Origin of the sequence: Hyella patelloides LEGE 07179 (assembly GCF_900659865.1) — a bacterium.
Classification (GTDB): Bacteria; Cyanobacteriota; Cyanobacteriia; order Cyanobacteriales; family Xenococcaceae; genus Hyella; species Hyella patelloides.
Genome location: NZ_LR213845.1, coordinates 1 through 26,537, shown reverse-complemented (window position 1 = coordinate 26,537; position 26,537 = coordinate 1). Strand labels below are relative to the sequence as shown.

General features: G+C 38.7%; 23 protein-coding genes. 13 read left to right on the top strand and 10 right to left on the bottom strand.

Annotated elements, in window-relative coordinates; all coding sequences use genetic code 11:
• Positions 1 to 103: 103 nt before the first annotated feature.
• The 6 genes from H1P_RS37480 (at position 104) to H1P_RS14125 (ending at position 9,050) form a co-directional block, all read left to right on the top strand.
• Positions 104 to 370 carry a zinc ribbon domain-containing protein gene (locus H1P_RS37480; protein ID WP_222427058.1) on the top strand — a complete coding sequence of 89 codons (267 nt, stop codon included), beginning with the start codon at positions 104 to 106 and terminating at the stop codon, positions 368 to 370.
• Between the two features lie 88 nt (positions 371 to 458).
• Complete coding sequence (locus tag H1P_RS14150; protein ID WP_144868190.1) at positions 459 to 1,736, top strand: sensor histidine kinase; 1,278 nt, start codon at positions 459 to 461, stop codon at positions 1,734 to 1,736.
• Positions 1,737 to 2,206: 470 nt separating this feature from the next.
• Complete coding sequence (locus tag H1P_RS14145) at positions 2,207 to 5,839, top strand: chemotaxis protein CheB (RefSeq protein WP_144868188.1); 3,633 nt, start codon at positions 2,207 to 2,209, stop codon at positions 5,837 to 5,839.
• Entirely contained in the window at positions 5,829 to 6,203 is a 375-nt protein-coding gene (locus H1P_RS14140) for a response regulator (RefSeq protein ID WP_144868186.1), read from the top strand. Before H1P_RS14145 ends, H1P_RS14140 begins: the two co-directional genes overlap by 11 nt.
• Before the next feature lie 849 nt (positions 6,204 to 7,052).
• Positions 7,053 to 8,444 carry a lysophospholipid acyltransferase family protein gene (locus tag H1P_RS14130; protein ID WP_144868184.1) on the top strand — a complete coding sequence of 464 codons (1,392 nt, stop codon included), beginning with the start codon at positions 7,053 to 7,055 and terminating at the stop codon, positions 8,442 to 8,444.
• A 108-nt stretch (positions 8,445 to 8,552) separates the two neighbouring features.
• Positions 8,553 to 9,050, top strand: a complete 498-nt coding sequence (locus tag H1P_RS14125; RefSeq protein ID WP_144868182.1) for a host attachment protein — start codon at positions 8,553 to 8,555, stop codon at positions 9,048 to 9,050.
• 159 nt (positions 9,051 to 9,209) lie between these two features.
• Here H1P_RS14125 and H1P_RS14120 read toward each other — a convergent pair whose 3' ends face one another.
• Positions 9,210 to 10,145, bottom strand: coding sequence for a hypothetical protein (locus tag H1P_RS14120; RefSeq protein WP_144868180.1), 936 nt, complete (start codon positions 10,143 to 10,145; stop codon positions 9,210 to 9,212).
• Positions 10,146 to 10,255: 110 nt separating this feature from the next.
• Between H1P_RS14120 and H1P_RS14115 the strand changes: the two genes are divergently transcribed.
• The 4 genes from H1P_RS14115 to rdgB all read left to right on the top strand — a co-directional run bounded on the left by H1P_RS14115 (position 10,256) and on the right by rdgB (position 13,286).
• Positions 10,256 to 10,693, top strand: coding sequence for a YidH family protein (locus tag H1P_RS14115; RefSeq protein WP_144868178.1), 438 nt, complete (start codon positions 10,256 to 10,258; stop codon positions 10,691 to 10,693).
• Positions 10,694 to 10,782: 89 nt separating this feature from the next.
• Entirely contained in the window at positions 10,783 to 11,652 is an 870-nt protein-coding gene (locus tag H1P_RS14110; RefSeq protein WP_144868176.1) for a 6-pyruvoyl trahydropterin synthase family protein, read from the top strand.
• 245 nt (positions 11,653 to 11,897) lie between these two features.
• Positions 11,898 to 12,350, top strand: a complete 453-nt coding sequence (locus H1P_RS14105) for a CAAD domain-containing protein (RefSeq protein WP_144868174.1) — start codon at positions 11,898 to 11,900, stop codon at positions 12,348 to 12,350.
• Between the two features lie 354 nt (positions 12,351 to 12,704).
• Positions 12,705 to 13,286 (top strand): RdgB/HAM1 family non-canonical purine NTP pyrophosphatase, encoded by a 582-nt coding sequence (gene rdgB, locus H1P_RS14100; protein WP_144868172.1) that lies wholly within the window; start codon positions 12,705 to 12,707, stop codon positions 13,284 to 13,286.
• Between the two features lie 330 nt (positions 13,287 to 13,616).
• Here rdgB and H1P_RS14095 read toward each other — a convergent pair whose 3' ends face one another.
• The 6 genes from H1P_RS14095 to H1P_RS37470 all read right to left on the bottom strand — a co-directional run bounded on the left by H1P_RS14095 (position 13,617) and on the right by H1P_RS37470 (position 21,531).
• Entirely contained in the window at positions 13,617 to 16,475 is a 2,859-nt protein-coding gene (locus H1P_RS14095; RefSeq protein WP_144868170.1) for a hypothetical protein, read from the bottom strand.
• Positions 16,476 to 16,556: 81 nt separating this feature from the next.
• Positions 16,557 to 17,276, bottom strand: coding sequence for a hypothetical protein (locus H1P_RS14090; RefSeq protein WP_144868168.1), 720 nt, complete (start codon positions 17,274 to 17,276; stop codon positions 16,557 to 16,559).
• 984 nt (positions 17,277 to 18,260) lie between these two features.
• Entirely contained in the window at positions 18,261 to 18,911 is a 651-nt protein-coding gene (locus H1P_RS14080; RefSeq protein WP_144868166.1) for a DUF2301 domain-containing membrane protein, read from the bottom strand.
• Positions 18,912 to 19,242: 331 nt separating this feature from the next.
• Positions 19,243 to 19,998, bottom strand: coding sequence for a TspO/MBR family protein (locus H1P_RS14075; protein ID WP_144868164.1), 756 nt, complete (start codon positions 19,996 to 19,998; stop codon positions 19,243 to 19,245).
• A gap of 560 nt (positions 19,999 to 20,558) precedes the next feature.
• The gene (locus tag H1P_RS37475; protein ID WP_222427056.1) at positions 20,559 to 21,044 is read right to left on the bottom strand and encodes a CHAT domain-containing protein; all 486 of its coding nucleotides are present in this window, start codon (positions 21,042 to 21,044) and stop codon (positions 20,559 to 20,561) included.
• On the bottom strand, positions 20,998 to 21,531 hold the full coding sequence (locus H1P_RS37470; protein WP_222427055.1) for a CHAT domain-containing protein: 534 nt from the start codon (positions 21,529 to 21,531) through the stop codon (positions 20,998 to 21,000). Before H1P_RS37470 ends, H1P_RS37475 begins: the two co-directional genes overlap by 47 nt.
• Positions 21,532 to 21,791: 260 nt before the next feature.
• Between H1P_RS37470 and H1P_RS14065 the strand changes: the two genes are divergently transcribed.
• Complete coding sequence (locus H1P_RS14065) at positions 21,792 to 22,061, top strand: hypothetical protein (RefSeq protein WP_144868162.1); 270 nt, start codon at positions 21,792 to 21,794, stop codon at positions 22,059 to 22,061.
• A 382-nt stretch (positions 22,062 to 22,443) separates the two neighbouring features.
• Here the strand turns inward: H1P_RS14065 and H1P_RS14060 are convergent, their stop codons facing one another.
• Both H1P_RS14060 and H1P_RS14055 read right to left on the bottom strand, forming a co-directional pair.
• Positions 22,444 to 23,838 carry a hypothetical protein gene (locus H1P_RS14060; RefSeq protein ID WP_144868160.1) on the bottom strand — a complete coding sequence of 465 codons (1,395 nt, stop codon included), beginning with the start codon at positions 23,836 to 23,838 and terminating at the stop codon, positions 22,444 to 22,446.
• 579 nt (positions 23,839 to 24,417) lie between these two features.
• Complete coding sequence (locus H1P_RS14055) at positions 24,418 to 24,726, bottom strand: hypothetical protein (protein WP_144868158.1); 309 nt, start codon at positions 24,724 to 24,726, stop codon at positions 24,418 to 24,420.
• Between the two features lie 152 nt (positions 24,727 to 24,878).
• On the opposite strand from H1P_RS14055, the gene H1P_RS14050 reads away from it, so the two are divergent.
• Both H1P_RS14050 and H1P_RS14045 read left to right on the top strand, forming a co-directional pair.
• Entirely contained in the window at positions 24,879 to 25,094 is a 216-nt protein-coding gene (locus tag H1P_RS14050) for a hypothetical protein (protein ID WP_144868156.1), read from the top strand.
• 58 nt (positions 25,095 to 25,152) lie between these two features.
• Positions 25,153 to 25,347: a hypothetical protein gene (locus H1P_RS14045; RefSeq protein WP_144868154.1), complete on the top strand. Its 195-nt coding sequence runs from the start codon at positions 25,153 to 25,155 to the stop codon at positions 25,345 to 25,347.
• 274 nt (positions 25,348 to 25,621) lie between these two features.
• Here H1P_RS14045 and H1P_RS14040 read toward each other — a convergent pair whose 3' ends face one another.
• Positions 25,622 to 26,221 (bottom strand): recombinase family protein, encoded by a 600-nt coding sequence (locus tag H1P_RS14040; RefSeq protein WP_144868192.1) that lies wholly within the window; start codon positions 26,219 to 26,221, stop codon positions 25,622 to 25,624.
• Positions 26,222 to 26,537 lie beyond the last annotated feature (316 nt).

Below are 26,537 nucleotides of genomic sequence, written 5' to 3'. Positions count from 1 at the left end.
TACCTGACACCTTGTATTACTTGGAAGTAAGCCATAGTTCTTTTTCTTGGTTATTAAGTCTTTTGTACTACTTAACTGGTAGGTATTACTCTTGAAGCTTTAAATGATTACTTTCGCCAACAGTATCTTCGCTAGTTCCCAGATTTGCTCTTGTTGTGGCAAATCTGGAGGAAAAAAAGAACTTGATGTTCGCGAGTGGGAGTGTTTGTACTGCAACGCTTTTCACGATAGAGATCTTAACGCTGCCAAGAATATAAAAAGATGGGCGGGTGGGCAATCCGACCAATATAAAAACGAACATGGAGCAAGTGTTAGTCTACCAGTGGTAGCAGTTTGCAATGAAGTGTTAACCACCCCGTCAGGCAACTAACATTGTTTTGGGGATTCCCCCGTTTTCAAAACGGGGGAGGATGTCAATGATTATGGTAAGTTTTAATTAATAACCTCGATCGAGTCGTATGGTTCAGCCACTTTCTTCAAATCAAGACCAGTTTCAATGGCAACAAGCACAACGAATCCTGGAAATGTTATCAACATTGAGCTATCGTGCTTCTGGACTAGATAGCTATTTAAAAGAGCTTGTCTGCGGACTTAGCCAATTGCTGAGTCTTGATTGGTCTGTAGTTACTTGTTGTTGGGAAGATAAGGAAAAAATCATAGCTAGCAGTCTGGATTTAGGAGCGGGAGAACAAATTTATTCCTTACATGGTACTTTAACAAATACTGTATTTAGTACAGGAAAAACGTTACAGGTGAAAGACACGAATAGTCAAACGAAATACGGGCAACCTCCCGAAGGATATCGGTCTTATTTAGGAGTGCCTTTACAAACTCCAGGGGGAAAGACCTTCGGGACAATCTGCTCTTTTTGTGTTCAGCCACGTTATTTTGGGGAAGAAGAATTGAGAACTGCCCAGTTATTTGCTGAAAGAGCAGCAATAGCGATAGATAACTATAATCTCTATCAACAACAACAAGATTTTAATCAGGCATTGGAAACAGAAGTGGCAATCCGCACCAAGCAGTTAAAAGAAACTCAAGCGAAATTAATTGAAAAAGAGAAATTAGCAGCAATTGGTCAATTCGCCTCGATGATTGTGCATGAGATTCGGAATCCGTTGACCACAATGATGATGTGTTTCAATGCTCTTAAGCAACTCCAACTTGAGAAGCGGAATCTCATGAGAATAACTTTAGCAAGAGAAGAAGGAGAGCGTCTCTTAGAGCTATTAAAAGAGATTCTTCTATATGCCAAACCGCCAAAACTAGAATTAGAGACAATAGAAGTAGCTCAGTTCGTAGAGGAGGTACTGTGGGAATTACGACAAATGCCAATGACTTCAGGAAGAGAGATTAGATTGATTTGTCAAGCAGAGAAGATAAAAATGAGAGCGGATAAAAATAAGCTCAAGCAGATAGTAATTAATTTGGTACAAAATGCTTGCGAGGCAATCACTCCAGGAGAAGTAGTTACCTGTAGGTTAACTAAAGAGCGAAAACCTGAATCTATTTGTTTTAGTACTCATAATCAGGGAAGTCCGATTCCAGAAGAGATGATACCAAAACTGAGTGAACCTTTTGTGTCTAATAAAGCAGGAGGAACGGGATTAGGGTTGGCGATTGTGAAGCAGATTGTCTATGCACATCAAGGAGTTTTATCGATTCAATCGAATGCGGTGGAGGGAACAACTATTAGTTTCACTATTCCCTCTACTGGATCTGGTTCTAACGGATAGAAGTTTAGCATTGACAGAATTATGAGAATGTGTATTTGAGAAAAATCGTAATGAATGCTTCAACATTTTAAGATGCAGAAGATATTGACGAGCGACCACGGCACGAGGATTCCTCCGAATCACGAACGCACGATTTGATTTATAGACTTTTTCTATAGAACCCATTTGAGAGCTAATTGAGCGCAAGTCTTTTAAGTATAGTCATTCCAATTAATTTCCTTACGTTGTTCAACATCGGTAAAAGGATGAGGGATGAAGAATGAAGGATGAAAAGTAGTACTAAGTAACTTATGGTTTCTCTTTGAAATTACTATAAAAGTCGAAGAAAACAAAGATCGATCTTAGCTTTTTCAAGAGCAACAAAACCAGTTTTCTGATGTCATGTAAAGTTTAATAGCACTATACAGTTGAAGAATTAACTTACCGTTTAAGTTAGTGATAGGGCTTGATTAAGCGAGAAATAATAGCTGATGTCTGAAAAGCACAATAACAGTACCAGAAAGGCTCAAGGAAATGATTTTGAGGATCATCGCTTTTTTGTGGTGGGAATTGGGGCATCGGCGGGGGGTTTGCAAGCTCTAGAAGAATTTTTTGAAAATATACCCCAGGATATAGGTGCAGCATTTGTGGTAATTCAACATCTCTCACCGCGCTTCAAAAGTCTGATGCAAGAATTACTGCAACGCAAAACTTCCCTTCGAGTCTATAAGATCGAAAATGGCATGAAGATTATGCCTAATTCAGTATATGTCATTCCGCCTCGAACCAATATCATCGTCGAGTCAGGAAAACTGTGCTTTCGCAGGCAAGAATCAGAACGGCTCAACTTTCCCATCGATATGTTTTTCGAGTCTTTAGCCCAAGAATACAGAGATCGCGCTATGGGAGTTTTGCTTTCAGGTACGGGTAGCGATGGCACTAAAGGATTACAGGCAATTGGCGAAGCTGGGGGGCTGGCACTGATTCAGTCTCCAGAAACGGCACAATTTAGCGGGATGCCTGCCAACGCTTTGCCAACGGGTTTGGTGGATGAGGTGCTATCACCCCACGACTTAGCACAAACGATTTATGAAATTGTCCGAATTACCCTCAACATCCCTTTAGCCGAACAGCTTACGGAAAATCTGATCGATCCGATACAGCTTAACCATGTATTGGGGTTGCTAAACGATCAAGAAGCAGTGGATTTCTCTCAGTATAAAGTTGGCACTCTCTCCAGAAGAATTTATCATCGCTGCGCTCTCAACAACTATCAATCTCTTCAAACTTATATCACTTACCTCGAAAGTTCCGAATCAGAATGTCAGCTACTCGTCCAAGATTTTTTGATTGGTTCGACTCGTTTTTTTCGAGATCTTGAAGCCTGGCACTTTCTGGAAACTAAAGTTTTTCCGTCTCTGGTGGAAAGTTTGGAAGAACAACAGCAATTGCGGATTTGGGTCGCAGGCTGTGCCACAGGAGAAGAAGCCTACACGATGGCGATGTTGGCTGATGAAGCAGCGCGTAAAGCCAATAAATCCTTAAGTGTCAAAATTTTTGCCACTGACCTTGATAGTACATCTCTAGAAACTGCTTCTAAAGGTATTTATTCGGCAAATATTCGTAAAGATATTTCTGCCGAGCGACTAGAACGCTATTTCATCGATAAGTCCGACTGTTATCAAGTTCGGCGACAATTGCGAGAACTGCTCATTTTTGCCCCCCACAACTTAACCAAAAATGCGGGCTTTTCTAAAATGAACCTGGTTAGCTGTCGTAACGTGCTGATCTATATGAAGCCTCTATTACAACAGCAAGTGTTGCGCATGCTTCATTTTTCTCTGGCATCTCAAGGCATTTTGTTTTTAGGCAGTGCGGAAGTTCTAGGGGCGTTGGAAGGAGAGTTTCTAACGCTTAACTCCAAGTGGAAAATTTATCAAAAACAACGTGACCATAAACTCTCTTTGTTACCCATTACCAGAGAACCACTAATTGCCCCAACCTTATCTCCAGCAAGTTTCAAACGAGTTCAGCCTCGATTAGATCGCGTGCTGGGACAGGTCTTCAATTTTTGTTTTGGAGATCGCCGTTCTACCTGCTTGCTGGTGAGTGAAGATAACAAACTGCTGCGGGTTTTTTACGATGGGGCAGATTTGCTCAGATTGCCCTTGGGAGAGGCTCATCTGGACGTGATTTCGATTGTCCCTCCACGATTACAGTTACCCTTGTCTACAGCTTTACACCGTGCCAAACGGGAACAAGAATCCGTGCTTTATGCAGGTATTAAGTTAACCGAATCAGATAAGTTACAGACAATCAATCTCAAAGTGGGCATAGAGTTGAACGAATCCCAGAAAGAAAAGTTCTTCATTGTGCTACTAGAAAAGGAAGAACTACATACCGCTACAGTATCAGAGCAAACTTTTGAGGTGAATGCCGAAACAATCAACCAACTAGGGGAACTAGAATACGAACTCCAGCAAACCCGCGAGAATTTGCAAACCACGATTGAAGAACTAGAAGCGACTAACGAAGAACAGCAAGCCACCAATGAAGAACTGATTGCCTCCAATGAGGAACTGCAAAGTACCAACGAGGAACTCCATTCGGTTAACGAAGAACTCTATACCGTTAATGCCGAGTATCAATCGAAGATTCAAGAATTGCTCGAACTTAACAATGACCTAGATAATCTGCTGTACAGTACGGAGATTGGCGTAGTCTTTCTCGATCTAGAGTTGAATATTCGTAAATTCACCCCTGCTGCCACTAAAGCCATCAATATTAGAGAAGGAGATGTAAATCGTCCTTTGACAGATTTGTCTCACAATTTAGTCTGTCCTCCACAACAGGAGAGTTGTTGCGACCTAGTTGATTTATTACAACAGGCTCTGAGCAACCAAAAACCTACAGAACAGGAAATGTTGCTGCGTCCATTAGACAAGCATCTTCTCATGCGAATTAATCCCTATTGGAGCGAAAAAGGTGAATGTCAGGGTTTGGTCTTAAGCTTTATCGATATTGATGAAATCAAACAGGCGGAAGAAAATCTACGACGACGTTCCGAGCAACTGCGTCTGATTACCGATGCCATGCCAGCCTGGATTTCTTACGTTGACGACCAACGCTGCTATCGTTTTAGCAATCAAGCTTATGAAAACTGGTTTGAACTACCTTCATCAGAGATTGAAGGATTAGGCTTAAGTTCCGTCCTCCCAGATGAGGTTTACCAGCAAGTTCTACCCTATGTGGATGCAGTACTTTCTGGACAAGAAGTTGGTTTTGACCTGGAATTTCCTTCGCTCGAAAGAGGTTCTCGTTGGGTTGATATTAGGTACATTCCCCATCTGCTCGAATCAGGTCAAGTAAAAGGTTTTTTTGCCTTGATTAGCGATATTAGCGATCGCAAAGCAGTCGAACGAATGAAAAATGAGTTTATTTCCGTCGTCAGTCATGAACTACGTACTCCCTTGACTTCGATTTTAGGAATGTTGCAATTATTATCAGAGAAAAGTATCAAAGCTGACTCAGAAAAAGGTGAAGAAGCTGTGAAAATCGCCTATAACAGTGCCTTACGTTTGATGAATTTAGTCAGGGATATTTTGGAGCTAGAACGGTTGGAATCAGGGAGAATTCAATTATCTAAGGAATGGGTTAATGCTGTCGATTTAGTTACCCTAGCTAAAGATGTTATGAAAACGATAGCAAAGCAAGAAGCAATTACCCTCGATGTCTCCTCTGAGGAAATCGAGATTTATGCCAATGGCGATCGCATAATTCAAGTTTTAACTAATCTTCTCAGCAATGGGATTAAATTTTCCCAACCTGATTCTATAGTTTCCCTGATCGTAGAACAGCAAGATGACAAAGTTGTGTTTGCTGTTCAAGATCGAGGTAGAGGTATCCCCAAAGATAAACTAAACGATATCTTCGAGCGTTTTCAGCAAGTCGATGCTTCAGATTCTCGACAAAAAGGAGGAACGGGTTTGGGTTTAGCCATTTGTCGCCAAATCATCGAACAACACCAGGGAAAAATCTGGGCGGAAAGCACTTTCGGGGAAGGTAGCAGTTTCTACTTTACTTTACCACTACAGAATTTGGAGGATACAGCATATGAGTCATAAGCAAATATTGATTGTTGATGATGATGATACTGTTCGAGCAACCGTCGAATTTTCTCTTGAGGTAACAACTAACTGGAAAATTTTAACCGCTTGTTCGGGAAAAGAAGGCTTATCTTTGGCTCAAAGCAAGTCACCCGATCTGATTATTCTCGATGTGATGATGCCTGTTCTTGACGGGATCGAAGTTTTACAACAGTTGCGAACTAATATCTCAACTCAAAAAATCCCTGTGATTTTTCTAACGGCAAAAACCCTGACACAAGAACAACAAAAACTGAAGAATTTAGGAGTTCAAGGGATAATCTCAAAACCATTTGATGCTATAAATTTAGAGAAGCAAATTTGTCTTTTACTAGACTGGTAAATTTTCGATTGCTATTAATTAAGGGAAAAACAAAATCTAAAGAAAAACTTAAGATTATTGTCAAGCAATTGTAATAATTACTTACTATTCTCTCTATTATGACTTTGATTAGATGGAAATTGTCCCCTAAACCATCAAAATCTCAAAAGAAAAAATCAGGATTCATTCCAGTCAAAGCTAGATGGGTGATTGAACTTTCAAACGCTTGGATGGACAGATGTAAAAGTCTAGTTAAAAATTTTGAGCGCGAGATACGCAGAGGTTTCCGACCCTTGTATAATCGCGCTGTTGAGAGTACTTCTTCAACACGCCAAAGCTAAGATCGATCTTTGTTTTCTTCGACTTTTACTTACTGCGCTTTTCAAGCATAGTAGACCCTTTAGCATATTCGATAGTGCAAAAAAATTAAAGCTTAGAGCTTAAAGCTTAGAGGAGGGCGTGTCTTTTGAGCGTGAGGGATGCGCTTTGTACCCTGTGCTTATCCAATCACGCTGTTGAAGTCTCCTCAAAAGTTTACATTGTCAAGAGATGGGGATACCGCCCGTCTACGAACTAATCAATCTTCAGCGGAACGGACATCTCACGGGCTCGATCGCAACCTTATGCGCGATGCGGAGCGAGTCCTTTAGGGAAGCGGTATCCGTGATTGGCAAGCCACGTGTCCTCGTCTATCCAATTGAAAACGGCTGTAAAAGACTTGCGCTCAATTAGCTCTCAAATGGTTTCTATAAGGCAGCAAGTTGAATCGCTAACTTATCCTTATTTAGATATAAAAATAAGTAATAAGTAGCAAGTAGTAAGCTAGCAGAGCAAAATGGAGTTGATAATTGATAACTGTTAACTGATAATATGCAGCGCGCCCAACCAAAACTAGATTTTATTCCCCCAAGCTTTAATCCTCACATTCTTCGTCTTGTTAATTGGTCTTTGCCTATCTTACAAAGATTACGCCTGCAACCTTGGCTACCAGCAGGAATTAGTAAGATTGAAACAGTTAACAGAGAAACTTTAGTTAACCTTTATCATCAATTCCAGAGCGGAAAAATTCGCCTCATCTTAGCCTTTCGTCATTGTGAGGTAGACGACCCCCTTAGCGGTTTGTATTTATTGTCTCATACCATACCCAAGATTGCTCGCCAACAAGGTGTTACCTTAAAAGCTCCGATTCACAGTCATTTTATGTACGACAGAGGAATGACAATCTGGGCTGGTGATTGGCTGGGTTGGTTGTTTGCCAAAATCGGAGGTGTTCCCGTACATCGAGGTAAAAATCTTGATTTACAAGCGATTAAGAAAATCAGAGAGTTATTAATTGATGGTCAATTTCCTTTGGTAGTAGCTCCTGAAGGTGCGACTAATGGTCATAGTGAAATTGTTAGTCCTCTAGAACCTGGTGTGGCTCAATTGGCTTTTTGGTGTGCAGAGGATTTGGCAAAAGCTAACCGTGTGGAAAGCGTAATAGTGGTGCCGATTAATATTCAGTATCACTACATTAATCCTCAGTGGTCAAAGCTAGATCGCTTATTATGTAAGCTAGAAAATGATTGTGGTTTATCTACCCAAGCAGTAATAAGCACAGAAAAACCAGAAGAATTATATTATCCACGTTTATTAAGACTGGGGGAGTATCTTCTGAGTGAGATGGAACAGTTTTATAGTTGTTTTTATCATCGGCATTTGCCCGATTTAGCTCAAGATGGAATTAGTCAAGAAGAAAATCTTACTCTCAGACTGCAAAAATTATTAGATATCTCTTTACAAGTAGGAGAAGAGTATTTTGGTTTACAGAAAAAAGGTAATATCATCGAACGCTGTCGTCGTTTAGAAGAAGCTGGTTGGAACTATATTTATCGCGGAGAACCCACAGAATTTAAAAATTTATCTCCTGTGCAACGGGGGTTAAGAGATTGGATTGCAGCAGAAGCCGATTTACGAATGCTAAATATGCGTTTGGTAGAAAGTTTTGTCGCAGTGACAGGTACGCATATTCAAGAAAAACCTTGTTTTGAAAGATTTGCGGAAACCACCTTGATTTTATTTGATGCGATCGCTAGAATTAAAGGTACAAAAAATCCTCGTCGTCCCCGCTTGGGATGGCGTAAGAGCAGAGTAACTATTGGAGAACCGATTAATATCAGCGATCGCTTTTCTACCTACCAAAAAAATCGTCGGGGTGCAAAACAGTCTGTTGCTCGATTAACCCAAGATTTACAAACAGCTTTAGAAGCCATGATTATTTAATTAAATCATAACGATACTTTAAACTTTAAGCTTTATTAGCGATTGTCAGGCAGAAGACAATTCTCTTGATAGGATCGAAGCACAGAAAACTTTTGCAAGATGTACATTATGGGTAAATTTGCCGTTGCAGTTATCAATGGAACTCAAGCGCGTTTTTTCACTTTGGATTCAGCAGCAACATCGGAATATGAATCTAGTCCCAATTTGATCGAACATAAATGTCTAGTTAATTCTACTAGAGAACTTCATGGTCAAGAGCTTTGGGCAAATACAAAAACTGGACGGAATAAGGGTTCAAACGGTCAAGCTCACGGCTACGATGACCATCGCCAAAACCATGAAATTGAATTTGAAAAAAGATTTGCTAATAAAATTAGCAGTGCTATGGGCAATCTGATTCAGATTCATCAAGCAAGACATTTAGTCATCGTGGCAGAACCACAGATTCTTGGTATGATGCGGGAAGCGATGACTGACAGCTTATTTAAGAATCTCAACGTTCATGAAGTAGCTAAAGATATCTGCAATCTGAAATCCAATCAGATTCATGATTATCTAGCGAAAAAGGAACTATTACCAGCTTGTCAAAAAGTCTACTCTCGATAACACAATAGAACTTTGTCAGGGCGCGTTCCCTGAATTCGATTCAGAGTTGGAGTATTCAGGAACTCGAATTCAATTTGAGTCATCACCCTTTGCTTATGTCCCTCGTTAGTAGCAATTAATTCTGTGGGGGCGCAGGTTTTCTTGCGTCCCTACCAACTATTAACTATCTTGTTTTGTAACTTGCCAGCCCGTTTGTGCGCCAATTTTTCCTGCTTTAATAAATACCCAAATACCTCTGTGATAAGTAGTCTCATCATGATAACAATGGGGTTTCGTGCCGATTAAATGTTCCACTTCATCAGTGGTTAGTATCCAGTTAGCAGCCTCCGCTTTTTCGAGAACATCCATGTACCATAGAGGGTTTATTGGTTGTAGTCGAGAGGCTAAGGTTGTTTCTAAACGCACCAAAGAATCAGAGATCGCTTTTAGCTGTGGTATCAGTTGTTGCTCGTTCGCCATCTGAGGCTGAGAAGAAGATATTGCCGATTCTTCAGTTGTTTCAATTATTGGTGTTTCTAAATCAGTTGGTTGAGTTTCTGTTGTAGATAAATCTGGTGAGGGAGCAGCTTCATCAAACCAAGGATCGAGAGCAATTTCTTTTTTGAGAGTTGGTTTAAATTCGTGATTTTTGAGCCAAGTGCGGTTTAAGTCTGTTGCCAAATTAGCCAAAAAATTGGCTGTTGACTCATTGCCTTCGGCTGCTATCTGATTAGCAACCTGCTTCATCACCTTAACTAATCCTGGCCCTATTAAATCTTGATGTGCCTCTAAAATCGATTCTTCCGCACCTTCAGGACAATTTAGGAGAGTTTGGATAAGTTCAATATAGGCTTGGGTTTTATCGTTATTATTTTCAGGAAGAGGAACATTTTCTGTCAAAATATGATGCAGTTTTCCCGCCCAGTTGTGCAAATACTTAGCTGCTTTGATATTTCCTTCCGTGGTTAAATGATTGGCAACGTGTTCCATCACCTCTACCAATTCGCCATTAACCAATCCTTCATTCTGTCGTAGTAGTATCCATTCTTCTCCTCTGGGACAACTTAACAATTCTTGAATTAAATCGAGATACGCTTTGAGAAGTTGCTTGTTCATACCTCAAATACTCCTAGAGGATTAATATCTACTACCATTATCTCCTGAATACATTGTCTTGAGAAACTGGGAATTAAATATTTGAAACTTCTTAAAAACCATAGTTAATAATGACAGAACCACCTAAGAACCCTCGTCAGAGAGAACATCAAGCCAATGAAAGGACATTTTTAGCTTGGTTACGGACTTCGATATCTTTAATTGGTTTTGGAATGGCGATCGCTCGTTTTGGGCTATTTCTGCAACAGTCCCAAGCTGCTAGTAGTCCTAATTCATTACAAAATAACCTTCTGTTTGATTCTCAATTATTGGGTATTAGCTTAATTATCGTAGGTATTATTATTATGGCTTTGGCAGCTTTTCGTTACAATCAAGTGTACTGGCAAATTGAACAAGTCAACTATCGTCCTAATCGCTTGATTATTTGGATTGTTACAGGGTTAATCATGCTATTAGGAACTTTGAGCTTACCGATAGTGTGGGGAGGTAATAAACAGCCTTCTCCAACCAAACCCGATAGTTCTTCTCTACCTTTACTACCCAAATAGCTTAAACAGAAATCCGAAATTAGTTTATCCTGGAAACAGAAGCACCTTTACTTAACTTTACATTCAGCAAGTACTCAAATTCTCTATTCATGAAATGTATTATTAATCGCCGAGCTAAATTTTCTGCCAGTCATCGCTATTGGCTACCTGAATTAGACGAAGCGGAAAACCAACGTCTATTTGGTGCTTGTAGCCGATTCCCTGGACATGGACATAATTACGTACTGTATGTTTCTTTAGAAGGAGAATTAGACCAGTATGGCATGGTAGAAAATCTTTCTACAGTCAAAAAAGTCATTAAAAAAGAAGTTACCAGCCAACTAGACTATGGCTATCTTAACGATGCTTGGTCAGAGTTTAGTGAAACTCTACCCACTACAGAAAACATTGCTAGAGTAATTTGGCAAAAACTAGCACCCCACTTACCCCTAGTAGATATTCAGCTATACGAAAGCCCTGAACTTTGGGCAAACTATCGAGGAAATAATATGGAATCCGCTTTAACTATCAAAACTCACTTTAGCGCAGCCCACCGTCTAGCAAAGCCAGAATTAAGCTTACAAGAAAATACCGAAGTCTATGGTAAATGCGCTCGCGTTAATGGTCATGGACACAATTACCATTTAGAAGTTAGTGTTGTCGGTCAAATAGACTCTCGTACTGGAATGCTAGTGGATTTAGGAGAGTTACAAAGGGTTATTGATGAGTTGGTTGTGGAACCAATGGATCATACTTTCTTGAACAAAGATATTCCTTATTTTGCTGAAGTTGTACCCACAGCAGAAAACATTGCTCTTTACATTGCTCAAACTTTAAGCTCTCCCATCAAAGAATTAGGCGCAGAGTTAGATAAAGTTAAGTTAATTGAAAGTCCTAATAACTCTTGTGAAATATTCTGTCGTCAAGGTGTTTCTAACTTAAGCTCAACAGAGAATAAAAAACCAGCAATGGCAGTTTAATGTAAACATCTTGAAATGTTTTTTAGCGAAAAAATCTGCTATTTATATTAACAGCCTAGCCTAGTTGCAGTTCACATCATTAAACAGTATTCTTTATGAAGTATTAATAGTTATCTCGGTAGTATGGGAAATCAAGAGAAACTGTTTGATAATATGAGCAAAAGTTTGTTAGGTAACTAGCTTCTGCTATTGTCTGACTAACTATCGTTATAATACGATATCTCACAAAAGGAGTTATATAAGATATGGAAACACAAGAAACAACTCAAGAAACAACTCAAGAAACAACTCAAGAAACAACTACTAGCAACGTTGGTTTAAGCACTGAAACCCCTGGTACAATTACTCCTAAACCATCTCCTGCAGAAAAGCCAGTAGAAGAATGGTTGGCAATTGGCTCTGATTTTCTATCAAAGATGTTTGATTACATTGGAGAATTTATCTCCAAGTACGAAAAACAATTAGTTAATTTACTGCTCTTCTTTTTAGCAATAATTGCAGTTCGACTTGTTTTGGCGGTTCTTGGTGCTATTAATGATTTTCCCTTACTGTCGCCTTTGTTTGAACTGATTGGGCTTGGTTATACTGTCTGGTTTGTCTATCGTTATCTCTGGAAAGAATCTAACCGTCAAGAACTAAAAACTGAGTTCCATGCTCTTAAATCTCAAATTTTCGGTCAAGACGATTCTCTTAATTAATATCTTTCATTAGTTAATAGTTAGCAAAACTATTAAACTTTTAGTCTCCAAGAGTTATCTTTTGGGGATTCTTTTTTTAAGGATGAAGGATGAGGATTAAGGAAGTAATGAGTAATGAGTAATGAGTAATGAGTAATGAGTAATGAGTAATGAGTAATTAGGTAAAGGCTGATAATATCTTGGTTTTTGGATTTTCCATGCTTAATTCGACCAAGATCGTGAAGAGAAAAGAGTCGATTTTTGGATAATTCAGATACCTTTAATGAACTTAAAAGTATTGTTAAACAAAAGTTTTTTATTTATTCAGTAAGCTCTAACTACTAACAACTACCAACCAACTACTAACAATAAATTATGAAAAAATTAATTGTAGCTACAAGTAACCCTGGAAAATTACAAGAAATGCAGGAATATCTGACAGGATTAAATTGGGAATTAGTTTTAAAACCTGCTGAATTAGAAATTGAAGAAACTGGCGTGACTTTTATAGAAAATGCTATTCTCAAGGCTTCTAGTGTAGCAAAAGCTTTAGATAAATGGGCGATCGCAGATGATTCGGGATTGGCTGTTGATGCCTTAAATGGTGCGCCAGGAATTTATTCTGCAAGATACGGAAAAAGCGATCTAGATCGTATAAATAGACTGTTGAAAGAGTTAGGAAATAATCAAAATCGCCAGGCTAAATTTATATGTGCGATCGCAATATCTCGTCCTAGTGGTTCGATTGTTTTACAAACAGAAGGTATCTGTCACGGAGAAATTTTAAGCGAACCTCGTGGTGATGGTGGTTTTGGTTACGATCCTATTTTTTATGTTCCTAGTCAACAACAAACTTTTGCCGAAATGTCTTCAGAAACTAAAAATAAAGTTAGCCATCGTGGTTTGGCTTTTGAGCAATTATTACCAAAATTCAAGGAATTAAAAGTTGATTATTAATAGTAAAAGTAAGCTTTTACTAACTGGCTGATACTGGTTGCTGTATTGTCAAAGGTGAATCTTTTAAGAAGATAGTGAACTATTGGACTTATTTGCATAATAATTTATTGCTATAGCTTTACTAATTTTGTCTTGTATATACGCGCTTTTGTGTCATGATTCATTTAAGATCGATCGACAAGAAAAAAGTAAATTAGTAAACGGGATAATGATACTAAATTCTGTTGAGATACAAAGTTTAAAAGTTGTGTGAAGGCAGATAGAGAGAGAAGATTATGAACTCTGACTCCTCACTTTTTCAAGATTTAGAGCTTTATCAAACTCATCTTGTTAAATCCATAACTTTGTAGGTGCGATAGGTTCAATATCTTCATCCCAACCACCTACCTGATAAGTTTGCAGCAACCATAAGCTCGCGCCGTGATTGAGAAAGATTTGGGCTAAAACATCATTAGCCAAACGGGGTAATAGCGATCGCCAGCTAGTCAAAGCATTAACTATAGTAGTCACGGGACGATCTGCTAAACGAGTGCCAATTAAAGATTGAAAGGGATCGACCCAATCAGTACGTGTTTGCCAGGGTATTAATCTAGCTTCAATGTCTTTATTTAAGGCTACTAGACGTTGTAATCTTTGAGTCTGTGGATGTTGGGGATGAGTGGCGATCCAGTCTTTGATTTGAGCATTATTATTTATTTCAGTCAAGGTCATATTAATTGCTTGATAAAGAGCCTGACAAGAATCTTGCACACAAGAGTTAGCTGGTCCCACAAATGTCGCTCCTGTACCATCCCCTGTGCGGTAACGTGCCATCATCCGATCTAGTTGGTAGGCGATAGCGTTGAGAGGAAAGCGATGTAAACCACCAAAATTGTATTCATCAAAGACATCTAGCTTAACGATAATATCGGTTATGGGACGAGTTCCCAACCAACCAAATTGACGATCGCCTGTATAATTAGTCCAGTCTAAACTACCTGCAATAATCCCTATTGTGTTTTGGGTATAGACCTGAGCATAACCTATTTTAAAGCAGAGTTTTTGGGTCAGTGGTTCGCAAATTACTCTGGCTAAACCGAAAGCAAAATGTCCGAAAAATATTCCTAGAGGGGCAAATTCACGCTTATTTCCGCCAATACCGCCAAAAGTATGTAAAAGTAATAAGCGATCGCCTTCAGCGAAAGAGTCGATCGATTCTGTTTCTGACAGGTTACGGGGATTTAATAATATTGAATCTATTTGTCCTTTTTTTTGTTTTACTTGCTGCCAATATTGATTGTGGATGTAATTGTTGGTTTTTCGTACTCCAGAGATAACTTTGGCTGGCTCTAGTTTAAATAAAGCATGAGGCGCAATCGCCCTAACAGTAAATATACCTTCGATATTCTTGGCACCGTAGATATACCAGCCTGTTTTATTTAAAGTAGATTTGGTAATGTCATTAATCGTAGCAGGTAAAACTTCATTGCGATCGCTAACTACCTGGGGAAAATAAACAGTTTCTTCTCTACCGTCAAACTGCTCGGAAACAGGATTATAGTGTCGTACAATGGCGCAATTGTTTGGTAATAACTCGACAACAGTTATTAGGGCGTAATACTTTCCCGTAATCACAATTGGTTCGCGGGTGATGTATAGACTAATATTCGATTCTCTGACTACTTCTACGCCTTTCAATGACACTATGACATCATCATTAGGTCTTGCACCAGCTAAAGATTCTAGAGCCTGTACCCGTCGCCAGTGATTTAAACGGGTAGGATGCACTATACCATTAGCAACACTTTTATAAGCTTGTGGGGAAAAATCGATACGGGTTTTAACCTGATTCACATAAGCTTGAAGATATGGGCGATCGCTCCAACGCAAGTATACTTTTTTACCAATCAAATCTTGTTGCTCTGGCGGTGCGTGATGTACTTCAAAATAAACTCCAACAACGCGAGAACGTTCGCTAACATCTGGTAAAATTAAACGCCCTAACCATTTTCCTACGGGTAAATAATCTTGAGAATAAGACTGTTCAATCGGGTAATAATCAGGTTGATTAAAATTTGCTCGAACGTAATTAGCATAATTACTAACGACTTTAGTTGTAATTGCTTGAGCATCAGAAATAGCAGCAGGATAAGGCTCTTTGCCATCAGCGCGAGTTAAGATACGCAGTACAATTCCCAAAGTTTTTTCTAAATGATTGCAACCATCAGCAAGTATGGCTGTTTCATCCAAAGGACCATTTGCCGAGTCATGTCCTACTTTCCCCAAGGAAATAAAGCTAATTTCACCGCGACTTTTGGCTAAATTCCAATTCGACCAAGAAATAAGTGACCATCTTTGAGGAAACAAATAAGGAGTCAGATTAGCGACTAAATCTTTTTCCCCTACTAAATGATAAAGATGTTCTACTTGAGCTACTTCCGTGTTGCCACTAATTACTCCTGCTAAAGATATGACTTCAATTGGTGCAGCTAAAACCTTTTTTAGATAGGGTACTGCGCCTAAAGATATTTGTCCGCCACCACTGTAACCAACTAAAGTAATTAAAGCCCCACCACCTGGTTGATAACCGCAAGCTAACAGGCGATCGATAATTACCTGTGCCGTACCGCGATTGTATATTGGACCATAGCGACTATCTACCGACACCGCTACTTGGAACATATTGCGTAACAAAATTAAGACTTCCAGCTTGGTTGTGCGTTCGATCCATTGCCAAAAACTAGCGAGGGGTCTGTTAATAGTTAAGGGTAGATTGAATACGGAATAGGGAATAATATCTTGGATTAAGACGTAATCTTTTTTCATTAAAGAATCCTCTAATCGTTGTAAAAACTTCTCCACCCGAAACGAATATTTGAAAGAACTTTTACCAATACCATCGAGATAAACTACATATTGAGGTGCTGTAGAAGCTATTTTTTGGGTTGCTGTAAATTCAGTACGATTAAAAGATAAAGTAGTTATATCGCGATCGCTACTATACCAACCCGCCCACCAGCCCAAAGCTTCAAACGGTGCTAGCAAACCTGCCAAAACTAGGGCAATTCCCATAATTCTACCCCCATCCAGAAGTAGATTTAAAAGTTGGCTCTGTACGAAAGCATACCATTGCACCCACCAAGCATTAGCTGGAGATAAAAAAGCAACTATAGCTAGGGCGAGTAAAACTAGAATGATACGTCTTAACATCGATCTGTTATTGGTTATTGGTTGTTAGTTATTAGTTATTAGTTATTAGTTATTACTTAAATCACCAACGCCCATTCACGATTACTCGTTACTCTGTTTTGGTGAATCTCCCAATAAATTGGGAACATCTGAAGTAACAGGAGGTATTGGCAAACCACTATAGAGCATTTGTTCTAAATAATTAGCTTCGGTAATTAGTTGGACTCCTGCAACCCAATCAATTATTTTATTAGTAATATTTGCGATCGCCTTACCGAGAACGCGCTGAGAAAATTGCAGTACCAACCACCCACCGAGACAACATTCAAAAGCTTGCCAAATTCCTAAATCGGAAATTGCTCCCAAACCTTTGGCGATCGCTAAAAGCGTCCAGATCGACAGCACAATTAAAATTGGCATTCCAAAATAAGGAATCACCATTAAAAAGCCCAGTAACAAAGGAGAGTAGCTAAATCCCAGAGTTTTAACGACTTCTACCAGAGGCAGAGAAACACTAAATAACCAGCCTGCAACTAGCCAAGTACTCAAAACCCAAAAATTGTAGTTAAAGACGAATAAGACTGCTGCAACCGCCACTGAGAGGAAAAATCGTAGTGGTTTCACTCGATTAATAAATAGCATTGCGCCCTGACCCAAAGTTTGAGACATTCCAGCGAGTAAAACTACCAAAATACTGGCAACCAAACCTAGAGGTAAATTGTTAATCGATTCAAAAGTTGCAGGATTTAAGCATAAAACTCCAGAAATCAAATCCCAAAAACGGTTGATAGCTGTGTCTACAGTAGCGACGGTGGATAACATATTCGCTCGTTGAATAACTTCATCTATCTTGTCGGATAATTGCTAATTTGGCTAATTTTACCAAGCCCAATGGGGAATGAGGAATGAGGAATGGGGAATGAGGAATGGGGAATGAGGAATGAGGAATGAAGAATGAGTAATGAGTAATGAGTAATGAGTAATGAGTAATGAGGAATGAAGAATGAGTAATGAGTAATGAGTAATGAGGAATGAGTAATGAGTAATGAGGAATGAGTAATGAGTAATGAGTAATGAGTAATGAGTAAAAGCCCGAAGTTGGTATCAAGCCAAGTGCTTCTCATCTGGGGCTTCCCTGTGAATTTTATACCGCACAATCCTCATTCATGAAAAAAGCATCAAAAAATCTAATTCATTTATGGAATTCTCTTCCGCAACTGTAGAGGTATTACTCAATGACGAGCTACTCGTTACTTAAATTATTCTTGAATTTGCGTTGGTAATTTTAGGCATGAAATGGGCTAATAATATGGCTTGTTATTAGTTATTAGTTGTGGGTTACTCGTTGCTATTTTTTTAAGTTGTTGAAAATAATTCATCGATCAAAAATCAGTAATCAACAACTCAGATAAGAGCCAACAACCAGCTATGGTGTTACTGAATGCGTAATGATTTACAAAGCTTTAAACTTTAAGCTAAAAAGGGTTAATGCCCCTCCCTTAAATAGGGAGTAAGCAGTCAGGGGGATTGAGAGCTTCAGTCTGACTGCCAAGCTTATAGCTTATAGCCTATAGCTTAGAGCTAATTTACTGCGATTTTTAGTTGAAGATAATTTATTCTTATTCATAGCAATATTGTCTCTATCTTCTGACCTCTGACAAAAATTTCTTAATGTGGTCTACTTAATAGAAAACTGCTGTAAATTTAATTATGTTAATTATGGATCGATAATAATAAATTAGTAGGGGTAAGGCGAGCAAACCCTACAATAACATCTGCTACCATTACCTCATTAATAACTAACTACTAGCTACTGACTTTTTGTTGTTCTAAATAGTCAAATACTGACTTATCCCCAATATCAGGATCGATTTCCTGTACCATTTTACGCCCTGCAAAAATAGTGAAACCAATTGTCCAAATTGCTAATAATACTTGTTCCATACCAAAAGGTAATAACCCACTGATATGTCCTAACAACAGAAAAGGAACAACAGGAGTTAATACTTTGGTTTCTAAACGATTAAAACAAAAAGCCTCTTTAAAATAAATACCTGTTAAAGCAGCAAAGGTAAAACCAATCCCAAACAAAGTTAAGGGATGATTGTAAACGTATAGTACTAAAGGTTCGTTTGCTTGTAATCCAATCGCAATCGCTGAGATACTACCAATTGCCCAGAATGCCTGTAAAACGCGATGCAAAGCCACCATGTAAATATGAATGGTTAATAAGCTAATACCCAAACCAAGGGAAAATAAAGCAAATAAAGGCGTAACTAGCGGTAAAGCTGACTCTCCTTGAGATACTATCAAATTAGCAGCGATCGCAAAACTTAACGCAGCGAGAATCAGTCCTCCACGGTATATTATCACGCCAACGCGATCGCTTTTGTCAATAGTAAACTTGCCGAATTGTCCTTCATAGGTAGTTGGTTCTTTATCTAGTATGGCAATCATGTTTAATTTATTCGTAAAAAACTGGAACAATATCTGATTTAGATTTTACGTTTATTTGACAAACTACTCTATTTAATTTTATTTAATTTTAAATTAATCAGCAGGTACACATAAATAAATGTAAAACCGAAACAAAAGGAAATGAAGTCAGGCTTAATTGTATTATTACTTATTACTTATTACTTATCACTTATCACTTATTACTTTGCCTACTATTCTATACCTAGGACAGGCTCACTGAAGAAAGTCGTTATTTTCAGCTTACTACCTGTCCCTTTTCCGATCCCGAACTCAGGTTATTGTTAGATTTATGTCAGTTTTAGACAGGATATCATTGCTCAAAAGATGTTCGTTTGAGAGGATATAGAGGCTCTTTTCCATTCAATTGCCAAATGCTCAAGACTAAGACAACAGCTACTGTTAGCCACACACAAGAAGGGGCTAGAATGATTCCTGCTAGGGGATCGATTTGCCAGTAAAGTATTGTAACGATTAAAGCCGATAACCAAGGGCCTAAAATAACTACAGGAACAGCAGCACCTAACCTCCGTTCTACAGTAAAGATGGTATTCCAAGTATCTCCTAAAGCCAGATGCACCACAAAAGCCACCAAAGGAAGCACTAAAAAATGTTGGTTCATCTCCTGCCAAACTAATAAAGAAGAGATTACTCGCAAGACGGCAATTGTCATCCACACTAGAGCAAAAACAAAAGGTGGAGGAGCCCATTTAGGTCTGATTACATCATCATACGTCTGGCGAGAACGAGTATTATCTAATAGAGAAAAAATTCGCGAACGAATACTCAATAACGTAAAAAATAGCGCGGTCAATAATGTGCCTAACCAATGAGGCAAAGAAGAGTTATTATCCACTACAGTTACCAACTTTTCCATTCCCCAGAAAGCTAGAATCATGATGCCTATTTGCAGAATAGTTCCTAATTTATAAATTAAAATTGCCTTTAGGTCTAGCTCTGTCGTAACAACTATTTGTTTAGCTAGGGGGCGGTTTTTCTCTTCAGTTTTAACCCCCATTACTGTATTGACTAACCTTTCAACTGCTCCACTATCATTTGATTGAGTCATAATTTAAATGTTAAGAATAAGTCATAATTTCAATGCTAGTAAAATTAGCAGCTCTATATCAACCCAAGTTTTTAAGTTCTGGATAAAAACAGAAATACTCTTACCTCCCTACAATCGGGTGACGGCTGCTAGTGTAGTGTATTTTTTAAACCTCATTATAATAATAGGTGTATGCACCTGTACGACTCTAAGCGTAAGATTTCTGTAACTGAGCATTTATGGTGGATCGGCAATAGCCTAATTTATCAAGGGAACACAAATGAATAATGAAAAATCGATTAAAAAATTCAATAAAATATTTGTGTTTATTACAGATTGGGATTTATATTAACCAGCAAATTCCGCTATGGATTGTGCCGTCTGAGATAATAGTTTCACAAAGAATTGTACCAAGAAGGCTATCACCAAGAAGAGTGTCACCAAATAGGTTATCCCCAAATAGGTTATCCCCAAATAGATTATCCCCAAATAGGTTATCCCCAAGAAGATTAGCATTGTCTCAATTGATGTCATAGAAAAATTGGCTTTGCATAATTATTTGTATCATTCTTTTTCGTCTTTCAAAGCCAATTACCGACTAAGACAAAAGCCGACCAATAATAAGGATGCTGATATTGAGGATTTTGCAATAAACTGAGTTGTGCTTGGCGTAGTGCTTCAGCTTTACTAATCTCTGGGATTTTTAACGCTCGATAAAATTGGGTCATTAATTCGGCGGTAGAATCGTCTTGGATTGACCATAATGTAGCTATAGTACTTCTTGCTCCAGATCGCACGGCTACCCCTGCTAACCCTAGTGCTGCTTGTTTATCTCCTGTTGCGGTTTGACAGGCACTCAAAATTAAGAGTTCGATAGGAGTATCTTCAGCAAAGTCTCTTTCTTGCAATAATTGGTCTAAATCTTTAACGTTAATCCGATCGCTCCAAGTAAGTAAAAAGGTATCTTCTGCACGAGAAGAGAATTGTCCGTGGGTAGCTAGATGCACTATGGGATAAGGTTTAGTGGCAACTTGTGCTATAAATGCGATCGCGGGTAAACTTTTCATCTAGTAAAATTTCCGAAGGGACTAAAGTAGCAATTTCTGTAACTTCGGTTTCTACATGGGGTAAGGGATCGAAACCCTGACGAGATTCGGTTAAACCTCCCGTAACAGTTTGTAAAGTTGCAGAAGTTAAAGAGCGAGATGTGAGTAATTGCAATCCAGGTGTTAAAGCGAGGTTATATTTTTCAATGAGATATTGTTCGCCATCGTGAAGGGAAGCAACGGGAATACCACGCATTACACCATCTAAAATAAAGACTAAAGTATTGGTTTGCTGTTGTTGAAGTTGAGTTTCAAAAGGGCGAATTAACCAATTGTAGAAGGTTTGATTGGGTTGTAAAGGGTCAGCAGGAACTAAAAAGGGACTGAGATTAGCATACAAATCTTCAAAGGTGCGATCTATTTCCTGAACATCAGTAAGAGTCGTTTGCTGATACTGGAGGGGTTGCCCTGGTTGGGATAAAATAACCCCTAGACGATCTCTCATCATAATGGGGTAAAGCTAAGGAAGCTACCATAAGTGCCAAGTCAAAAATATAAAGTTCTCTTTTTGACTTTGGAATACGAACTTATTGAAATTTTGTTAAAAACTGATGCCAAAAAATCATAAATTTAGCTGATTTCTATCTAAAAAGTTCTGACACTACTTCAAATCAGTACTTTTGAACTGATAATTGACGCACTCGCATCAAGAGGTATTCAATCCTTCAAAGCTAATTATAGCAGTAGTTTCAGAACCATTTGGCACTTATGGTAGCCTCCCTAGCATTACGCCTATATCTGGAAGAAAAAGAAAAACAAGAATTTAGATCGATCCTATCAAATGCTGAAGTGCTAGTACTACAAGACTATCCTCATTCAAGTTATTTTCAAGAAAATCCTCGGCAGATGATGATCTACGTACAACCGACAAATGTTTCACATTGGAAAACGGGTATTTGTGTTCGACTTGATAATCTAATTCCAGTACGAATAAGGCAAGGACAAGAGAAAAGCAACAAGAACCTAACCAGAGAATAGAGAGAAATGATAAGGGGTGCTTATCTTTTGATGGCTTCAGGCAGCCTTAAAAATGTTTATAAGATTATCTTATCATTGGGCTTTCCTACGAAAGCTGGAGAGTATGTTTTTTAGGAATTGGGGTACGAGTAGCAACTGTGCAATAAACCCCGCTAAGAGAAATTATTTGATGTACCAATTAAACCTGTCGGAAATTAGACCCCTCAAACCATTGAAATCTCGTCATGAATTTCTGTACCAAATAATCTTTAGTTCAATTGATCCAAATTGGCGATCACAAAATCAGCTTTTGAAACCTTTGCTATGAGGCGATTACAGCCTTAGCGTGGTTTTCGGTACACTTGCTACTCGAATGCCAAAATATGGTACTTATCGCTGAGAACTATGGTATTATAGAATAATCTATTTTCACTTTTACAGTTATCGTCTCATTTGGATCAAATCCTTCAGAATTGATATTGTAGCCGTATTTTTTACCAGGTCTTAGAATAAATTTCTCTAACTCTTCAAGAGTAATCCATTGACAGTCTGGTATTACCAGATCAATATCTTGCGAACTGTCTTCATTATCAACTTCAAACACATTTGCTATAGTCCGATGCTCTCGATTAGCACATTGTTCGGGTTTTGAATTAGATTCGATCCAGATTTCGACAGAATTTATTTGGGCTTTAAGAGGTAAAAGATAAGTTTCAAAACCTTCTTCAACAAAGTTACCCTGGGGATTAGCTTCAAAAGTAGCTTCAAAAGTTTCTTCTCTTTTTTGTATATCTGTTTTAAGCAAGAAATTACTGCAAATAATACATTTGTATTGAGATATTTGAGAGATCCAATCTGGCAGTGCCTGATTACTTGATGCCTTTAAAAGCGCAAAGTTTATTCTTGCAATTAAATCATTAGTGTTAATATTTTCGTTAAGCTTTTTCTCTAGAAAACCACTAAATTGATCTAGAATATCGTTACTTATCTTCAGTCTAGAGATTTTTGCCGTCAAACTCTTGACTTGACAAACCCAGTTTAAATTACAAACATCTATTTCTGCTTCAATATTACTTCTGATTTCAAGGGAACACTTCGCTTTTGAACCAGTAGCAATTACATTACGGATTTTTCCTTTAGCTTCTCCATTAATAAATGTAGTTATTCCAAAATCAAACCCGACCAAGGGTTTTTTTCCAGCGAGATCCATACTCACTCTCACATACATACTGTATATATCTAAATCAAACGGATCTTGAAGTTTCCCTGTGAACTCTTGTTCGTTGGTATATGAGCCGATTTCAGTACACCCCAATGGACTGCAAAGCTCGATTGGATGTGTTTGGCTACTTTTCGCTTGAAAATCTCGCGTCGATAATTCATCCCACATACGACCTTCGATTATTCCAGCTAGTGCGTTTCTGATATCCTGCGGAATTGGAATTGCTGGTTGATTCGTTCCTGATGCAAATGTCGGGGGAGCACCTGAATCAGGATAAACAACTAGATTTCCATCCCCTTGCATTACCAATCTTGAAGACCCTCCAGGTGCACCAAATGACTTAACTTCAGAATCACCATTGTAGATCCCAAAGGTTCCATCTTCTCTCATCTTTACACGATCACTAGGTATACCCACGGTATCTGATGCCCACAAAGGATATACTCCTCCTCCATTCAATTTGTAGTAAAGCACTAGATTCCCATCCCCTTGTAAGATAAGAAAGAAGCAGTCGTTAATACTCAAGAGGGACTCATCTCTAAGTAATTCAGATCCAGATGCTAAAGTGTCTGTCATAAATCCTAAATCAAAACAATATGAATTGAGATATATTTCGACTCCAAAATAGCTTAAATCAGTATAAGAAGCTACCTAAAACACCTTCTTGTCATGAAGAATTATTTCATAAATTTCATTTATCTCGTAAAGCTTTGTATCGATCAGACTGGTGCTGCGGTTTTCCGAGTCATTCTGCAATCGCACAGATCCAACCCTCAACTCGGCGGAAATAGAAGGTTGCTGCGATATGGTGCAGCCTGTCTCTACAACGCCTATTCTGCAAGGGATATAGAGATTGAACTTTCCCAATTTAGCGATCTCCAATAGATAAGTTACATAAATGTTTTTTTGATAGCATCTATTGTGAGAAAAACATTGCCTAAAAGGACTCAAACTAGGCAATGTTTTGATAAGTAATTTCGATTAAAAAGGGCTAAAAATGGGGTTGACAAAAGCACAATGATTTCACCCTGCACTTCGTCGGGAGAACCTTCTATTTCCGCCGAGTCGAAGGGGTGACTCTTCGGCTTAGTTCAAAAGTTCTAGCCCATTAAGCAGACAGACCTTTAGAATTGATAATCATGCAAAATACAAACACTACTCATCGTCAAAAACTTTGTTCAGTACCTTATTAGCTGCCCACAATGCTGTTGCTCCACCCACAATTGTACCGCCGATTACTGCTACAGGAGCCCAAGCTGGAGCTGTAACAATAGCATTCGTTAAAGGGACAGCTATAGTGACAGGATTACCTAATATTCCTGTCACTGTCATGGTGGTTGTACCTGCTTTTACTAATTCAGTGGTGGTAGCAAGACCTGCAATGAAATTGCCTGTAGCAGTACCAGCAGATCCTCCGCCAGTACTAGCAGCTCCTTTGACCACATTTTTAGTCCACTCTTTCATTTGGCTTACCTCCACTGATTTAATCCAAACATTATTTTAACAAATCCTGAAACTTTGATGTAGTTAGATTACTTACTATACAAAGGTGGAGAGGAGTCTAAAGTACAAGCTCATTACGCTGTAAGCTTGTTACAGGCACTCTATTTAAATCAATGGCAATTCAACGATCCAATTATAGCGAACGCGGTTCTCTGTCTAGCCCCCGAAATCTACCTATAGTTTCTACTCTCCCTACCGTTAAGGCAATGCGGGACTGTTTTGAGAGATATCTTAACTTAACTATTGCTGATGGTAATGCCAGTCTTGATCCGCTTAAAACCTATCGCAGTCGCACCTCTGGGTTTTTCTCTTGGTGTAGAGAGCGATAGCTTTATCCTGCTTGAGTTATCAAGGAAAATATTCTCGAATACCGCAAATACTTAGTTGATGGCGGAAAAACTAGTCAAGGACAATCCCGTTGTCGGAGTAAAAGCACCACGGGAGAAGCGCGAGGTTGGCAGCACAATCAAGTATTTAAGCCAGGAGGAGCTACAGCAGGTATTCGATAGCGTTGCACCTACCTACAAAATTCGCGGAGATAAAACTAAGATAGCTACCATAAGTGCCAACTCAAAAATATAAAGTTCTCAGTTTTACTTTGGAATAAGAACTTATTGAAATTTTGTTAAAAACCAATGCAAAAATGACATAAATTTAGCTGATTTTTACCTCAAAAGTTCTGACACTACCTCTTAAGAGAACTTTTGAACTAGGTATTTTAGCGATCGCATTAAGAGGATTTCGATCCTTAAAAGCTAATTATAGCAATAGTTTCAAAACCACTTGACACTTATGGTAGCTTCCTTAGCTTTACCCCATATTCTAATTGTCCAGCAGCTTGCTGCACAAATGAGATTCAACCTCCAGATGTTTGCTTTTCGTACTTACCAATATCCACCTTTCTAAACCGCAGATACTTATAGAGCGTGGCTTTTGAGATGTTCAAATCCTTGGCAATCTGGTTAACGGGCATTCCTTCTTTGTAAAGACTTTCAGCGACTCTTGCCTTTCTTTGGGCATCCTCAGAAAGTCCAGGTCTTCTCCCGCCCATCCTGCCTCTGGCTCTAGCAGCAGATAACCCTGCATTGGTGCGCTCTCTGATAATCCCTCGCTCAAATTCTGCCAAGGCAGCAAAGATGTTAAATACCAGCTTACCTTGAGCGGTACTGGTATCGATGGGGTCATTTAAGCTCTTCAATCCAATTCCACGCTGACTTAATTCTTCTGCTAGCTCGACCAGGTGCTTGAGCGATCGTCCCAGTCGGTCTAACTTCCACACTACAATAGTATCTCCCTCACGAGCATTCCTTAACATCCGATCCAATCCTGGTCGCTCCGCCTTTGCTCCACTCACTTTGTCGGTGTAGATTTTTTCGCATCCATGCGAACGTAGCGCATCTTTTTGGAGGGTCAGTTTCTGATCTTTGGTGCTCACACGAGCGTAGCCTAACAGCATTACATTACTCAATGTTTAATAAACTCATAAATTAAGAGTATATTAGACACTGTTTATTTAAACCGCAATAGTAAACACTTTTCAAAATTGGAAAATTTTTAGAAGGGAGCGTTCTGACTGAACTAAAGACAATGAAAATCTTCGGAAGATAAAAGTAATATCAAAAATAGTACAAAGTCTATTTATACGGACGTTTTAATGAACAAACATCGATAGAAAAAGTTTTGATTTTTCGTTATTCATATTTCGGAGAACTTCAACTAAACGGAACTACTAGCACTTCAACTGAGTTCTACATCGTCAAACCGAACTATAA

What these genes read in the sequence shown, in the direction of transcription:
- H1P_RS37480 (WP_222427058.1), top strand. Translation starts at nt 104, where the DNA reads ATGATTACTTTCGCCAACAGTATCTTCGCTAGTTCCCAGATTTGCTCT.
- H1P_RS14150 (WP_144868190.1), top strand. Translation starts at nt 459, where the DNA reads ATGGTTCAGCCACTTTCTTCAAATCAAGACCAGTTTCAATGGCAACAA.
- H1P_RS14145 (WP_144868188.1), top strand. Translation starts at nt 2,207, where the DNA reads ATGTCTGAAAAGCACAATAACAGTACCAGAAAGGCTCAAGGAAATGAT.
- H1P_RS14140 (WP_144868186.1), top strand. Translation starts at nt 5,829, where the DNA reads ATGAGTCATAAGCAAATATTGATTGTTGATGATGATGATACTGTTCGA.
- H1P_RS14130 (WP_144868184.1), top strand. Translation starts at nt 7,053, where the DNA reads ATGCAGCGCGCCCAACCAAAACTAGATTTTATTCCCCCAAGCTTTAAT.
- H1P_RS14125 (WP_144868182.1), top strand. Translation starts at nt 8,553, where the DNA reads ATGGGTAAATTTGCCGTTGCAGTTATCAATGGAACTCAAGCGCGTTTT.
- H1P_RS14120 (WP_144868180.1), bottom strand. Translation starts at nt 10,145, where the DNA reads ATGAACAAGCAACTTCTCAAAGCGTATCTCGATTTAATTCAAGAATTG.
- H1P_RS14115 (WP_144868178.1), top strand. Translation starts at nt 10,256, where the DNA reads ATGACAGAACCACCTAAGAACCCTCGTCAGAGAGAACATCAAGCCAAT.
- H1P_RS14110 (WP_144868176.1), top strand. Translation starts at nt 10,783, where the DNA reads ATGAAATGTATTATTAATCGCCGAGCTAAATTTTCTGCCAGTCATCGC.
- H1P_RS14105 (WP_144868174.1), top strand. Translation starts at nt 11,898, where the DNA reads ATGGAAACACAAGAAACAACTCAAGAAACAACTCAAGAAACAACTCAA.
- rdgB (WP_144868172.1), top strand. Translation starts at nt 12,705, where the DNA reads ATGAAAAAATTAATTGTAGCTACAAGTAACCCTGGAAAATTACAAGAA.
- H1P_RS14095 (WP_144868170.1), bottom strand. Translation starts at nt 16,475, where the DNA reads ATGTTAAGACGTATCATTCTAGTTTTACTCGCCCTAGCTATAGTTGCT.
- H1P_RS14090 (WP_144868168.1), bottom strand. Translation starts at nt 17,276, where the DNA reads ATGTTATCCACCGTCGCTACTGTAGACACAGCTATCAACCGTTTTTGG.
- H1P_RS14080 (WP_144868166.1), bottom strand. Translation starts at nt 18,911, where the DNA reads ATGATTGCCATACTAGATAAAGAACCAACTACCTATGAAGGACAATTC.
- H1P_RS14075 (WP_144868164.1), bottom strand. Translation starts at nt 19,998, where the DNA reads ATGACTCAATCAAATGATAGTGGAGCAGTTGAAAGGTTAGTCAATACA.
- H1P_RS37475 (WP_222427056.1), bottom strand. Translation starts at nt 21,044, where the DNA reads ATGAAAAGTTTACCCGCGATCGCATTTATAGCACAAGTTGCCACTAAA.
- H1P_RS37470 (WP_222427055.1), bottom strand. Translation starts at nt 21,531, where the DNA reads ATGATGAGAGATCGTCTAGGGGTTATTTTATCCCAACCAGGGCAACCC.
- H1P_RS14065 (WP_144868162.1), top strand. Translation starts at nt 21,792, where the DNA reads ATGGTAGCCTCCCTAGCATTACGCCTATATCTGGAAGAAAAAGAAAAA.
- H1P_RS14060 (WP_144868160.1), bottom strand. Translation starts at nt 23,838, where the DNA reads ATGACAGACACTTTAGCATCTGGATCTGAATTACTTAGAGATGAGTCC.
- H1P_RS14055 (WP_144868158.1), bottom strand. Translation starts at nt 24,726, where the DNA reads ATGAAAGAGTGGACTAAAAATGTGGTCAAAGGAGCTGCTAGTACTGGC.
- H1P_RS14050 (WP_144868156.1), top strand. Translation starts at nt 24,879, where the DNA reads ATGGCAATTCAACGATCCAATTATAGCGAACGCGGTTCTCTGTCTAGC.
- H1P_RS14045 (WP_144868154.1), top strand. Translation starts at nt 25,153, where the DNA reads ATGGCGGAAAAACTAGTCAAGGACAATCCCGTTGTCGGAGTAAAAGCA.
- H1P_RS14040 (WP_144868192.1), bottom strand. Translation starts at nt 26,221, where the DNA reads ATGCTGTTAGGCTACGCTCGTGTGAGCACCAAAGATCAGAAACTGACC.